The 14,861-nt window shown below is 64.2% G+C and carries 8 protein-coding genes; 1 reads left to right on the top strand and 7 read right to left on the bottom strand.

Annotation, left to right across the window (positions count from 1 at the left end; genetic code table 11):
* The 6 genes from WB785_RS03655 to WB785_RS03630 form a co-directional block, all read right to left on the bottom strand.
* Positions 1-2,404: ATP-binding protein (locus tag WB785_RS03655; RefSeq protein WP_424077331.1), on the bottom strand; the 2,404-nt coding region annotated here is incomplete at its 3' end.
* Between the two features lie 91 nt (positions 2,405-2,495).
* Complete coding sequence (locus WB785_RS03650) at positions 2,496-4,994, bottom strand: MMPL family transporter (protein ID WP_424077330.1); 2,499 nt, start codon at positions 4,992-4,994, stop codon at positions 2,496-2,498.
* A 45-nt stretch (positions 4,995-5,039) separates the two neighbouring features.
* Complete coding sequence (locus tag WB785_RS03645; protein WP_424077332.1) at positions 5,040-9,209, bottom strand: type I polyketide synthase; 4,170 nt, start codon at positions 9,207-9,209, stop codon at positions 5,040-5,042.
* A gap of 14 nt (positions 9,210-9,223) precedes the next feature.
* Positions 9,224-10,975, bottom strand: a complete 1,752-nt coding sequence (locus WB785_RS03640) for a fatty acyl-AMP ligase (protein ID WP_424077329.1) — start codon at positions 10,973-10,975, stop codon at positions 9,224-9,226.
* A gap of 370 nt (positions 10,976-11,345) precedes the next feature.
* On the bottom strand, positions 11,346-11,609 hold the full coding sequence (locus tag WB785_RS03635; protein ID WP_424077328.1) for an acyl carrier protein: 264 nt from the start codon (positions 11,607-11,609) through the stop codon (positions 11,346-11,348).
* Positions 11,610-11,761: 152 nt separating this feature from the next.
* Positions 11,762-12,931 (bottom strand): BTAD domain-containing putative transcriptional regulator, encoded by a 1,170-nt coding sequence (locus WB785_RS03630; RefSeq protein WP_424077327.1) that lies wholly within the window; start codon positions 12,929-12,931, stop codon positions 11,762-11,764.
* 265 nt (positions 12,932-13,196) lie between these two features.
* On the opposite strand from WB785_RS03630, the gene WB785_RS03625 reads away from it, so the two are divergent.
* Positions 13,197-14,177, top strand: coding sequence for an NAD(P)-binding domain-containing protein (locus WB785_RS03625; RefSeq protein ID WP_424077326.1), 981 nt, complete (start codon positions 13,197-13,199; stop codon positions 14,175-14,177).
* A gap of 18 nt (positions 14,178-14,195) precedes the next feature.
* Here WB785_RS03625 and WB785_RS03620 read toward each other — a convergent pair.
* A partial coding sequence (locus tag WB785_RS03620) for a mycofactocin-coupled SDR family oxidoreductase (RefSeq protein WP_424077325.1) occupies positions 14,196-14,861 on the bottom strand: 666 nt, incomplete at its 5' end.

Genomic DNA, 14,861 nt, shown 5'->3' with positions numbered 1-14,861 from the left:
GGACGGCCATCGGGACGCGGATCGTCGTGGTGTCGCCCGCATTGTGGAAGTTGCGGATCGCCACAGTGAGGTGATCGAGCGCGGCCACCGGGTCGTCGTGTTCGACCTCAAGTCGTGCCAGATTGTTCGCCAGGACTGACGCGATGGAGTGGCCGCCGCTGTCTTGAGCGATCACCAGACCCCGGCCGAGGGCGTTAAGCGCCCCGACGGGATCCGCGTCACGGAAAGCCACACCGTAGACACTGAGCGCCAACGCGAGGAACTCCGGGTTGGCTGTTGCCTCCGCAGCCTGGATGAGGCCATCGGCGGAATCCATCGCCTCCCCACCGGAACCGGCCAATGCAAGGGCGCCAGCCAGCCATCCCCGGATGAGGACGTGGGTGTCGCGGCGGCGTGCGAGCTGGGCGCGGCACAACTCGGCCAACCGCTCGGGCTGCCCGATGACTAGGTAAACAACTCCAAGCACGCCCTCGATGCCGAACGGCGGCGCATCGCGGCTGCTGTCGAGAACGATCTGCCCGGCGTCGGCGTAGCCGACAGCCGCCTCGATCCGTCCGGTCGCGTAGCACTGCGATGCAATCACATATAGGAACGCCAGCCGGGGGTGGTCGGCGACGCGGGCTGGCTCGATCAGCTCTTCAGCCCAGGCGATCGGCTCAAGGGTTTGGACCGACACGCCGAGCCACCCCGCATACGTTGCGATGGTGGCGGCGACATCAAGATCGCCGTGGTCGGCGGCCCACCGGAACGCGGTGCGCAGGTTGGCCAGCTCGACGGTGAGCCAGTCGTACGCCTCGCGCTGGCGGGGGCTGTCCCAGAGGGCCATGATGTCGGCTTCGCGTCCGGCGAAGTACTGCGAGTGGGCGGCCCGAATCTCGGATGCTTCGCCACGAGCGACGAGTTGGTCCTCGGCGAACTGGCGGATCGTCTCCAGCATCGCAAACCGGGTCCGCCCTGATGACCGGTCGGCGACCAGCAGCGACTTGCGCACCAGGGCATCGAGCAGATCCAGGGTGGCGAAGTCGTCATCGGAACCCATGACCGCACAAGCACTTTGGAGGTCGAATCCCCCGGCGAACACCGAGCACCGCTCCAGCAGCGGTTTCTCGGCGTCGTCGAGGAGGTCGTAGGACCACGCCACCGCGTGGCGCAGCGTTTGGTGGCGTTCCAGACCGCGCCGCGAGCCGACCAACAACCGGAACCGCTGATCGAGCCGATCGCGCACCTCGCCTGCGGTCATCGACGCCATCCGCGAGGCCGCCAACTCGATGGCCAACGGGATGCCGTCAAGTCTGCGGCAGATTTCCACCACAGCGTCCGCCTCGCCGGGCTGGGTCAGCGAGAAGTCCGAAACGACACTTTGGGCACGGTCGACGAAAAGGTTCACGGCGGCGGATTGGGTTCCGCAGTTGACGTCGAGCGACGGGACGCGCCATAACTGTTCTTCGCTGACCCCCAATCCTTCGCGGCTGGTCGCCAGAACCGTCACGGTCGCCGAGGCCGCCAGGATCGCCTCGACCAGATCCGCGACACTGTCGACAACGTGCTCGCAGTTGTCGAACACCAGCAGCCGGACTCTGCCCTCCAACGCGGCCGCGACACTGTCGGCCACGCTCTTCCCGGGCTGTTGGATGATGCCCAGCACCGCGGCCACCGCGTCGGGCACCGCCGCCGGATCGGCAACCGCGGCCAGCTCGAAAAACCAGACCCCGTCGGGGAATTCATCAGCCAGCCGCGCCGCGACTTCCAGCGCCAGGCGGGTTTTGCCGACGCCGCCCACCCCGGTCAACGTCACCAACCGACGACCCTTGACCGCGGCCTGAACCTCGGCGACCTCCGCCTCGCGCCCAATGAAGCTGGTGACCGCAGGCCGCAGGTTCCCCGGACTCGCATCGATTGCCCGCAACGGCGGAAAGTCCGTGCGCAGGCCCTCCGCTTGGACCTGCGAAACCTGAACCGGTGTAGGGAGATCCCGCAACCGGCACGGTCCCAGGTCGATGAGTTCAACGCCGCTGAGCAAACCCGCCGTCGAGTCTGCCAAGAGGATCTGCCCGCCGTGGCCAGCGGCCATCACGCGCGCGGCCCGATTCAAAACCGCTCCGAAGTAGTCGCCGTCGCGCAACTCGGCCTCGCCGGTCGCCAGCCCCATCCGCACCGGCAACTCCAGCTTTCGCTGCGCGACCACCGCGGCATCAACCGCTGCTGTCGGGGAGCTAAACGCCGCACACACGCCGTCACCGGTGTGCTTGAACATAAAACCGCCGTGCGCCTCGATCGCCGCGCGCAACACCGCATCATGTGCGGCCAGCGCCGTCCGCATCGCGTCCGCGTCGGATTCCCACCGACGGGTCGAACCCTCCACATCGGTGAACAGAAACGTCACGACCCCCGCAGGTGGGCCCACCGCCAAAGAATGTCACACAGAGCCGCCATTAATGCCGCCAATCGCGCCACTTCACGTGTCTCTCGAAGCCCACCGATATCGTCATCGCCCGCTAGCGGTCCCGATCGTAGGTCGCCGGACCCGGCGGCCTAATCGGCCTTCGGTACCGGACGGTGTCGGCCTCGGTCGGGGACAACGTTGGTAGTCGTCGTGTCTCCGCCTCTTGCTGAGGCGTCGGCTGTGGGGTCGGCCTTCGGTACCGGAGGGTGTTGGCCTCGGTCGGGGACAACGTTGGCAGTCGTTGTGTCTGAGCCTCTTGCTCAGACGACGGCAGTCGGGTCGAGGAATAGGTCGCAGGACCGGGCGGCCTGATCGGCCTTCGGTATCGGACTGTGTCGGCCTCAGTCGGTGACCACGCTGGCAGTCGTTGTGTCTCCGCTTCTTGGTGAGGCGTCGACGGTGGGATCCTGACGGCGGACGCGGCTTCGCTGAAGCCGATCCGAGCGTGCAACCGCTTCAGCGGCGGTGGCGCCCACCAATTGAGCTCACCGGTGAGGCGCAGAAAGGCCGGTACCACGACACCGCGGATCACGGTGGAATCGATGACGATCGCCAGCGCGGTGCCGATGCCGAACATCTTCATAAACGACAGCCCATTGGTGAATGAAAGCAAGGTGATCGTCAGCAGAATGGCTGCGCTGCTGATGATCCGGCCCACCCGACCCAACCCGACCACGATCGCGTCGTTATTCGGCAGCCCGGAGTCGCGGGCCTCTTTGATCCGGCTGAGCAAAAAGATTTCATAGTCGACCGACAGGCTGAACGCGATACAGCAGAGCAGGACAACCATCGACAGATTCAACGGCGCGGGGGTGATGCCGAGGATCGATGCGAAGTGCCCCTCCTGGAAGACCCAAGCCATAGCTCCGAGTACTCCACTCAGCACGAGCACGTTGAGGGCAAGTGCCTTCATCGGCACGATGACGCTGCCCGTAAAGAGGAAAAGCAACACGAATGTGGTCAGTGCTATCACCGATATCGCCAACGGAAGCCGGTGCGCGATCGCCGCACCGCTGTCGATGAGTGAGGCGGTGGTCCCTCCGACCTCGACCTGGCGATCGTGAATCTTCGCTCGGATGTCGCGCACGATCTGTTGAGCGGCGGCCGACTGCGCATTCACCGACAGGTACGCGAATGCATACGTCGGGGGTGGTGCGTAACCAGGCCCGTCGATGAGCTTGCCGTGCTCGTATTTGCCAATGGGACCGTCGACTCGGACCACGCCGTCCATGAGCGAGACCTGAGCGGCCAGCTCGCTGAATGCGCTCGAGTTGGTGCGGGCCAACAACGTGACCGCCTGCGAGGCGTCGACCGGGTAATCGTTGTGAAGTGATTCAGTCAACAGCCGTGCGTTCGAGCCGACCGGCAGTGCACGTTCGTCGGGCAAGGCGAGACGAACGCCGAGGAAGGGAATCCCCATTGCCAGCAGTATGGCGATCACCGGCAGTGCCCAGGCCGGCCGGCGGATCACCGCCGTCGCGCACCGTCGCCAGAATTCGGAATCCGCTGAGAGCGGCACCTTTCGGCGAATGATCGGAAGCGCATCGATCCGATTGCCGAGCAACGCAAGAAGCGCTGGAAGCAGCACGATCGCGCTAAGTGCCGAGAGGATGACCACGACGCTTGCGGTGAGGCCTATTGACCGCAGGAAGTAGGTGGGAAACACCAGGAGTCCGACCATGGCCACAGCGACGGTGGCTGTGCTGAAGAAGATCGTGCGGCCGGCGGTGGAAACCGTTGCGACGATAGCCGACTGCTGATCCAACCCGTTGGCACGTTCCTCGCGGAACCTCGACACCATAAGCAAGCCGAAATCGATTGACAATCCAAGGCCGAAAGCGGTCGCGACCGTCAGGGCGTGCACCGATACATCGATGCCGAACGTCATCGCTAGCAACACCAACAGCGTGGTGACGATCGACGTGATGCCGACCGCCAGAGGCAGCAGGGCCGCGACGAGACCGCCGAAAACGACCACCAGTACTGCGAGCGCGGCAGGCAGGGCAATTGCCTCGCTGCGGACGAGATCCTGATTGACCCGGTTCTCGATCTCGCGTAGCACGCCGATGGAGCCGCCCGCGCGCACAGTGATGTATGGGTCGTCGGTAGGAAGTTCCTTCATGATGCGGTTCGCCACCTTCGCCGCATCATCGGATGTGCCTTCCACGTGCACGAGGATCAGCCCGGAATGCCCGTCCCGGCTGCGCAGATCGGCGGCCGAATCCTGCGTGAATGACGCGATTACCTTAGCCGGGCCCTCATCCTCGACGAGGCGCTGCAGGCGATCCGCGGCAGCCGCCACATCTCGATTCTCAACAGTGCCGTTGTCGCGGGGGACAACTTGCAGCACAAGATTCGGGGTGGTGCCGAAGTTCTGATCGACGAATGCATCGGCCTGCGCCGATTCTGTTGCCGGAGCGACGAAGCCGCCGACGCCGAGCTTGTCAGAAACCGAACCACTGAGCACGATACCGGTGCCGAGCAGGACCAGGAACGCTATCAGGATCGTCTTCGGCCAGCTCACCGCCAGCATGCCTACTCGTTTCAGCATCGCGCGCCACCCGCCGGGTGATGGGAGCGGAACAGCCGCATCGTTTCACGCTCCTCTTGACAGGAGTTCCCGCTCTTCGACAAGCGCCTTCAACGTGTAGCGGATTTGATCCTCCGAGTGGCAGCTCGTGACGAAAAAGCGAAGCCGCGCTTTGTCTTCCGGAACAGCCGGGTAGAGGATTGGGTTGACGTTGATGCCGCGCCGCAACAACGCGTTCGAGAGTGCCAGTGCTGTGATCGAGCTGCCCACGATGCACGGGACGATCGGGGTACCCTCGCTGTCTCCCGTGTCAAGGCCGGCTTCGCGGGCAAGCGTCAGAAACAGTGTGGACCGTTGTTGGAGGAGTCGTAGGTGCTCGGGCTCGCTGTGCATCACACGAATCGCCGCGAGCGCAGCCGCAGCTATCGCGGGCGGTATGCCGCCACTGAAGATGAATCCCGGCGTGGTGTACTTGAGAAACTCGACGAGCTCGCGGTTTCCGGCTACGTAGCCACCGCAAGCTGCCAGGGCCTTCGACATCGTGCCGGACCACAGCTCGACGTCGGTTCGGTCGACACCGAAGTGTTCGCCAACTCCGCCGCCCGTCGCGCCGAGTACGCCGATGCTGTGCGCCTCGTCGATCATCAGCAGCGCACCATGCTTGCGCTTGACCTCAATGAAAGCGGGCAGGTCAGCAATGTCACCGTCCTGGCTGTAGATGCCTTCGACGATGATCAGCACTCGACGGTACTGGTGACGGATGTTGGTGAGCAGCTCGTCGAGCGCGACGGGGTCGTTGTGCGGGAACGGTCGGCGCGTGGCTCCTGAGAGCTTGCAGCCCTGCACGATGCTGTCGTGCGCCAGACTGTCGTGAATCACGAGGTCGGCTTCGCCGAGCAGATGCCCGATCACGGTGACGTTGGTGGCGTGGCCGTTGACCAGCGCTATCGCGTCGTCTGTGCCGACGAGTTTCGCGAGCTCGAGCTCCAGCTCGCGATGGATGGGCTTCTCACCGGCGAGCAGTCGCGACGCCGAACAGGAACTGCCCCATCGATGCACGGCGTCCGCCATCGCTTCCGCCACCGCCGGGTGGCCAGACATACCCAGGTAGTTGAAGCTGGAGAAGTTGATGACCTCGACGCCGTTGATGATCGAGGTATCACCGGTAATGCCGTCGTTGACTAGGAAGTAGGGGTTTTCGATGCCGGCGGCCTCGACGCCCGCGATCCGGTCAGCCAGCGCCTTGACCTCCTCGAAGTCGCTGATTCGGGACTGCGGGGTGACTGCGGGCCGAGCGGGAGCCGCGACGGCGGAGGATTCTTCTGCCTGTCCGCCCGCCATTGCGATCACATCGGCGATCGTCGTCGCCGCACTGAATCCAGCCATGTCGATCGTCCGACCGGGGAGCTTGCGGGTGAGTCCGCCGAACAAGTCTGTCACCATGATCGAGTCGAAGCCGAGGTCTCCGACAATGGACTGCGTTGTGCGCAGCGCCTTCTCGGGGAATCCGCTGATCCGGGCGATCTCGGCGCGCGCGATCCCGGTCGTGTCAACGCTCGGCTCTGTCTGTGGCGCAACGTCGACCGGCGCTGTGGCCATTGGCCCACTGTGGCCGTACGCGGCGAGCACGGCGGCCTGTTCACGGAAGAGGGCGATGAGGTTATCCATGGTCGAGCTTTCGGGGCTAGTTGGGCTGGGTTTCGTGGTGGCGGTCGAGTTCTGTTCCCTGATCCAGAAGCGGTTGGCAGTGTTGAACGAATAGCCGGTGAGTCGATGCCGCACCTGGGATTGCTTGGAATACAACAGGTTCCAATCGGGATCAAAGCCGTCACGGTAGAGCGCGGTAACGGTTTCGGTCACGCCGGCCGCGACAGCAAGCGCGGGCGGTGCATCCTGGTGCGATCGGGTGATCATCGGACCGAGCGTGCGCTTGGCGCCGAATTCGACGAGATGCGTTGGTTCGGCCTGCATCGCCTCCGCCACCGCATCCGCGAACCGAACCGTCGCGCGGACGTGGGCGGTCCAGTAATTTGCGCCCATCGGCTCGTCGTCGCCGAGCATGCGGCCGTGCAGGGTGGAAAAGATCGGCAACACGGGCAGGTGGTAGGAGCACTGCGCGGCCACCGAGGAGAACTCCGCGGTCATCGGCTCCATCAGCTCGGAGTGGAAGGCGTGCGATACGTTGAGCCGGCGAGTGGTGATCCCGTTGGCGGTCAGAGTTCGTGCCGCCTCTTCGATCGCTTCCGTGGCGCCCGACAACACGACTTCGTTTGGACCGTTCAATGCGGCGATATCGAGTGCAACGCCGGCGACGTCACTGATGCCCGCCCGAACCGCGAGCATCGCGCCACCGGCAGGCAATTGCTGCATGAGCCGACCCCGCGCGACCACGAGCCGACACGCATCGTCGAGGCTGAGCACCTCTGCGACAACGGCGGCAGCGTACTCGCCGATGCTATGGCCGAGCAGCCAAGCCGGTTCGGCGCCCAGCTGAAGCAGCGCGTGGGCCTGGGCGTACTGGACCGCGAAGATTGACGGCTGAGCGAACTCGGTGCGATCGACGCGCGCGTCGTCCGTCACCTCACGTAGACGCAGGCCAAGGTGTGGCAGCATCGCCGCCTCGACTTCGTCAAAAGCGTTGCGGAACAGGGCGCTGCTCTCGTAGAGCGCTGCAGCCATGCCCGGGTATTGGGTCCCCTGGCCGCTGAACAGCCAGCCAACTGCCATCACGCCAGCGGTGCCAAAATCAAAGTCACCACGCAGTGCTGCGACGGCCTCCGCCGGCTCGCCGACGATAAACGCGAGGCGGGCCTTGCCGGCCGCCTTCATTTGGTTGGTCGACCAGCACAGCTGCGCAAGCGAAATATCACTGACCTCGATGTCTGTGGCAAGCTGAGTAGCGTTGCGACGCAAGCTTTCTAGGCAATCCGCAGACAACGTGAGCACACCGCCGATGTTGGTCTTCGGCGCGGGTTCTGGCTCGGGGGCGCTGGCAAGTACTACGTGACAGTTGGTGCCGCCGATACCGAAGCTGGAGACGCCCGCATGAATGATCCCGTCTGGCAGCTTCATCGGTTCGTCGAGCAGCCGCAATCCACCATCGGCGAGCCGAAGTTGGGCGTTCTCGGTGTCGGCGAATCGTGACGGCGGCACTAGTCGATGATGCAGACTCAGGGCGACCTTGATCAGGCCGGCGATCCCCGCCGCGCCCTCGGTGTGACCGAGGTTGCCCTTGATCGACCCGATCGCGCACGGGTCGCTGCGGCGCGAACGGTGTGCGCGAGCAAGGGCTTTGGCCTCGATCATGTCGCCAAGCACGGTCCCAGTGCCGTGTGCCTCGAGGAAACTGATTTGCGCCGGCACGATTCCGGCGGCGCGACATGCCGCGCTGGCGACCTGCTGCTGCGCCCAGCGGTTCGGCGCCGTGATGCCGTTGCTGCGGCCGTCGCTGTTGACAGCGCTTCCTTTGATCACGGCGTAAATGGGCAAGCCAGCGGCCAGCGCATCCTCGATGCGGCGCAGAACGACAACCGCCACGCCCTCGCCGCGGCCGATCCCATCGGCGTTACTGCTGAACGGCTTACAACGTCCGTCGGGTGCGGCCAGGCCGGCTTTCGTATAGAAGACGTTCAGGGCGGGGGTAAGCGCGAGGTTGACCCCGGCAGCGACGGCTTGGTCGCATTCGTTGTGGCATAACGCCTGCGTCGCCAAATGCACCGCTACCAACGACGACGAACACGCGGTGTCCACCGCAAGGCTGGGGCCTCTGAGGTCGAGTTGATAGGACAGCCGGTTTGCGGTCATGAAGTAGCCGTTGCCCGAGCCGTCCTGCGCGGTGATCGCCCCATATTCCCCCATGTGCAGATGGGCCCATTCGTTGGCCATCACCCCGACGAACACGCCGGTGTTGGAACCCGCCTGGCGGTGAGGGTCGAGTGTGGCGTTTTCCAGTGCTCGCCAAGCGGTTTGCAGGAGCAGCCGTTGTTGGGGATCCATGGCTTCCGCTTCGCGCGGCGTGATGCCGAAGAAGTCGTTGTCGAACGCATCGGCGTCGCTGATGAATCCGCCGGTGTGATGGTTAATCGCCCCGTCGGCTTGCAGTTGTGCCGCGTTCCACCGGTCGGCGGAGATTTCGTCGATGGCGTCGGCACCGTCTAGTAGGAGTTTCCACAGGGCGGCAGGATCGTCGGCCTTGGGGAAGCGGCAGTCGAGGCCGACGACGGCGACGTCGCACATCTCACCGTTGCCGTTCACTTGGCGTGCTCCTCGTGGAGGACATCGGTGAGTTCGCCCTTGAGGAACGCCGCCCGCATCGACGCGCGCTGCACCTTCCCGCTGGTGGTGAGGTGGATCCCGGCACGGTTGACGAACACCACTCCGGGGGCCGGGATCTCGAAGGCGCGCGCGACGGCGATCTTGATGGCGGCGGCCAGTTCGTCGTAATCCATGTCGCCGAGCGACTCGGGCTTCACGGCTTGGATCAGGACCAGGCGTTCGGCGTCGTTGACGTCGAGCGAGATTGCGCAGCCTCGTGAACCGGCCACCGCCGGATGCACGTCTTGGACAGACTCTTCGACGTCCTGGGGGTACAGGTTGCGGCCGTTGAAGATCAGCAGGTCTTTGATGCGCCCCGTGACGTAGAGCTCGCCTTCGTGGAGTAAGCCGAGGTCGCCGGTGCGTAGATAGGGACCAGCACCATCAGACGTTTGGGCCTGAAACTCGTTGATCGTCTCCCCGGGATGGTTGTGGTAGCCACTGGCAACGCTCGCGCTGCGCAGCCAGATCTCGCCGACCTCGCGCTCGGGCAGCACGTGCAGGGTTTCCGGGTCGACGATGCGCACCTCGATACCCAGCGCCGGCTCACCCGAGCTCACCAGGCTGATGGCACGGCCGTTCGTGGCGGGTGTGTAGCGGTTCTGCTCGAGGGCATCGGCTTCGGCGTCGAGATACCGCTGCTCGCCGCGGCTGGCGGTGGCCAGCAGTGTCACTTCGGCCATGCCGTACGCGGGACGCATTGCCGAGCCGGCGAACCCAGCCGGAGCGAGCATGTCGACGATCCGCTCGATGGTGCGACGGCGAACCGGCTCGGCACCGTTGAGGGCGACCCGCCAGGTGCTGAGATCCAGCCCATTCAATTGCTCCGGGGTTACCCTGCGGACGATCAGGTCGTACGCGAAATTGGGCGCCGTAGAGGTGGTTCCGTGATAATCGTTGATGGCCTTGAGCAGCCTCACCGGCTGCTTCAAGAACGCCAGCGGCGACATGAGGACGAAATTGGCGCCGACGAATAACGCCTGCAGCACGCCGATTAGGCCCATGTCGTGGTAGTGCGGGATCCAAATGACAACGACCGATTCGGCCGTCACCTCGAGCGCTTCGGAGATTGCGGCCTCGTTGTGCACGATGTTGCCGTGGGTGACGGCGACGCCCTTGGGGTCGCCCGTGGATCCCGACGTGTACTGGAGGAAGGCGACGGTGTCGGGAGTGATACACGGCATGGTCCATGAGTCAGGGTCGGCCAGCCGCGAGTCGTCGATCGCCACGCACACCAGCGGGCGGTCGAGGCCAAGTCCATCAATGCCCGCGGCAAGGATGTCGCGCAGGTTTCCGGTCGTCAGCGCCAGATTGCTGTCGGCGTCTCGAAGGATCGCCGCGACGCGCTGCATGCTCCGCGCGTCGTAAGGCAGCGGCGCGGGCACGGCGATGACCCCGGCATAGACGCAGCCGAGGAACGCGCGCCAGAAATCGATACCCGGTTCGAACAGCAGGAGCACCGGTCGCTCGGCCTCCGACCGTGATTTCAGCCACACGGCGACCTCACGCGCGGCACGGTCGAGGTCGCCAAAGGTCGTCACGTCCTCGACGAGGTCGCGCCGGGCTTCGCGGAGGAACGTCAGGGTGCGAGTATCGCCATGGACTTCGAATTGCGCTCGCAAATGCGAAACGAGGTCCATCTGCCCAACGCAGGTCTTTGCTCGGTTCCCGGTTTCACCGATGGTCATCGGCGCTCCCCGCGTCTTGGGATTGACGATTTGAAGGCGAGCGAAGCCGGGTACGGGGCCCGACGGGCAGCATTTGGCGGGCTCTGCGCTGCTTGATCCCGCCCATCGTGATCCGTCCGCCGCACTGCGTGGCTCGATCGCGGCGTGATCTTGGCCGAGCTCCCCATCGGCATCGAACCGCGGTCAGGTCACGGTCAAGACTTCAGCAAATCCGTGCTTTGACGATAATGGCCTTTGAGCAGCCGTTTGACAAGCCCTAAATTCGCAAGTCAGAGGAAACCTGTGGATATGCTGGCAAGTCGATGTTGCTCTGGCCTCTGTGACGTGGCAAATTTCTAAATGGCGGGGATTCGTGCACTAGCGCCGTCGCTTACGCCACCTGCTCTTGCTCGGTGACAGCGGTGCCGATGAACTCGGCGATACGGGCGAGGGTGGGGTAGTCGAAGATCATCGTCGGGTCGACGTCGATGTCAAAATGCGCCTCGACGTCACCGACCAGGCTGACTGCGTGCACCGAGTCGACGCCCATCTCGGCGAGGGGAACCATGGGGCTGATGGTGATTGCCGGAACCTCCAAGTAAGAGGCGAGTTGAGCCGTAAGCCAGCGGAGGATCGGGCGATGGCTTGCGTTCATTTCGGTCTCCTTAGGAGGTCACTTTCGAGATCGACCAAAGTGTCCGACGGGCGACTTGGCGAATCCTTGGAACGATCTGCGACAGCGGGTTCGCAGAGGCGGTCAGCGCCGCCGACAAAGGTGCGGACTTGCACGAGGTGCGCGAATGGGTTCTAAATCTGCTCGTCACCGATATCGCGTTGAAAAGTGAATCCCTGATTACCTAGCTGGAAGTAATCCCCCTGGTCAAGGGTGGTCGGGAGACGAATGCGTTCACCGTGCACGCGAACACCGTTGGCTGAGCGCAGGTCGACGATGACAAAGTTGGCGCCCGTTTCAATGATGACCGCATGGTGGCGGCTGACGCTGGGATCGGGCAGGACGATGTCATTGTCGGGAAGCCGTCCGATGCGAGTGGTCGCGAGTTGCAGTGGATAGACCTGTCCCGACGAGGCGAGCAGTTGTGCGGAGGCAGATTGCCCGGAAACTTGGCCGCGAAGGTTGATGCCGGTCATGGTTACGGCTGCCGTTTCCTGCGCTGACTTTTTCAGGTGCAGCGGCTCCTGGCGCAGGACTTGTTCGTGCAGGTTCCGAAGTGCCGGGGTTGGGTCGATGCCGAGGTCGTTGGCGAGTGTGCGCCTCAACCGCTCATAGGCGTGCAGGGCGTCGGACTGACGATCCGACACGTAGTATGCGCTGATCAACTGTGCCCACAGTGGCTCTCGGTACGGATGCTCAGCGGTCAGTGCCTCAAGCTCCCCGATCACCGTATAAGCACGGCCACAAGCCATTTCGGCTTCCGCGCGGGCGGTATGCGCGAGCACCTTGTCGTCTATCATCGCGACCGTGAACGAGCGGGCGAACTGAAAGTCGGCCAAATCCTCCAGCGCAACGCCACGCCATTCGGCCAGCGCGGCGGAGAGGTGCCTGCTGGCCTGCTCGAACTCGGTGTCCGCTGCAGCCCGCACCCCGGCGGTTTTCTCAATGATGAATCTGCCAATGTCACAGTTCATTTCGTCAACATTCAATTGGTACCCTGGGGCGGCAGAAGCAATGACCTCGCGGCCGTCGATGCCTTCTCGGGTTAGCAGCTTGCGCAAGTTGGACACATAGGCCTGCAGGCCCACGCGCGCCTCCGACGGGGGTCGCTCGTCCCATGCCGCATTGATCAATGATTCGACGCTCACCGTGCGGTTGCGGTTGATCACCAGCACGGCAAGCACCGCACGCTGCTTCGGGGTGCCCAGTGGTACGGACGTGCCGTTGATAGTCAGCCGCAATGGACCCAACACGTCGAAACCCAGGTTGTTGCCGGTCGCCAAATCAACGTCCTTCCAGACCACCGATCAAATTGGGTCGAACCCTCAATGTCAGTGAATAGAAAGGCCAGCCCACCCGAAGGCGGCCGCCGCGGACACGCACACAGGATTTCACAAGGTATGCGCGCTCACCTCGAACATCGCCGAATCAAGCGCCCGGAATATGGCTGATTGAGGCCCACATATGCCGTCATTTCGCGACGGCGTTCAGCTCTGTTCGGGCATCGTCGACCGACCGGCGGAGTAACTTTCGTGGCCATCCGGTGGCACCGCGGCAAAGGGGATTGCGATGACAAAGATCTACTACGAGTCCGACTCTGACCCGTCGGTACTGGACGGCCAGCGGGTCGCCGTCGTCGGGTACGGCAACCAGGGCCGCTCATGGGCCCTGAATCTGCGTGACTCGGGGCTTGCCGTGGAGGTCTTCACCCAGGCCGACGCCTCCCGGGAGCAGGCCGAGGCCGAAGGCTTCGCGGCCCACGAGATCGAGGCCGCGAGCGAGTGCGACGTGATCTGCACCCTCATCCCCGACGACGTCATCCCCGAGCTGCCCATCACACCCAAGCCCGATGCGCTGTGGGTGGTCGCCTCGGGCTACGCGGTGGCGTTCGACCGGATCGACCCCAACTGCGACGTCGGCATGGTCGCTCCCCGGATGCTGGGTCCCGAGGTTCGTCAGTGCTACCTGGAGGGCGTCGGGTTCATCACTGCGCTCGGTATCCACACGGACAACACCGGAACTGCGCTGGCCCGCACACTGGCCATCGGCCGGGCGGTCGGCGGCTTGCGCCAAGGTGCCATCCAGATGACGCCGCGCCAGGAGGCCGTCCTCGACCTCGCGATGGAGCAGCTGTTCGCCCCGGCCATGGCGCGGGTCTCCACGAGCTTCGTTGCGCTGATGGCGGAGGCCGGCATCCCGCTTGAGGCGATCATGACCGAGCTGATGCTCTCGGGCGAGATCGAGCGGAACTACCGGTTGTTGCGCCTGGAGGGCTACGCCGCTCAGATGCGCTACCACTCACCGACCAGCCAGTACGGCCAGATGTCGCGGGCGAATCGGTACGACGGCATTGATGTCGCCGGGGTGATGCGCGAGGTGCTGAGTGAGATCGAGTCGGGCAAGTTCGCCGACGAGTGGGAAGCCGAGCGCGACGCCGGCTATCCGAACCTACAGCGCCTGCGGACCGAGAAGCTCAGCCCCGAGATCGTCGCCTTCGAGGACGATCTGCGCACCCGCCTCGGCGAGCGGGCGCGCGGAACGTCACCGTGAAATCCAGTGCGCCAGCAGTTATTTGAGGCACTGTCCTGCGTCGATCGGCAGTGTGACACCGGTGATGTATCGGGATTCGTCGGATGCGAGGAACAGCACCGCGTTGCTGATGTCGTCGGCCTCCACCCACGGGATCGGCAGCGTGTGGAACGACTGGCAAAACGGGGCCAAATCGTCAGGGCCGGGATTTTCCAGGTCGGGGCGGACCAGCTTGTACAGTCCATCGTTCAGCAGCATCGGAGTATTCACGAACGTGGGGTGCACCGAGTTGACCCGGATCATCTGCTGACCTAGTTCGACCGCGAACGCCCGCATCAGGCCAACGACACCGTGCTTCGAGGCCACGTAATGACCGAGAAGGAGATTGCTATAGGCCTTGAAACCGTTGACTGAGCTCGTCAGCACGATCGAACCCCCGCGGCCGCCCGACAATATATGGGGCACACCGGCTTTCACGGTCTTCCACACGCCCGACAGGTTCACGTCGATCATGTCCTGCCAGTCTCTTTCGCTGACCTTGTCGAGCGTGTCACCGTCGTCGCTGCCGGCGTTGCTGATGCCCGCGTTGGCCACGACGATGTCCAGCCGGCCCAGCTGCTCTACTCCGCTGTCCACTGCGGCTTTGAGGGCCTCGTAGTCACGCACGTCGACTTCGGCGGTGACAACGCGGCGGTTGTGGCCCCG

The organism is Mycobacterium sp. (assembly GCF_049585075.1).
Taxonomy (GTDB): domain Bacteria; phylum Actinomycetota; class Actinomycetes; order Mycobacteriales; family Mycobacteriaceae; genus Mycobacterium.
This window is presented reverse-complemented; position numbering and strand designations above follow the sequence as displayed.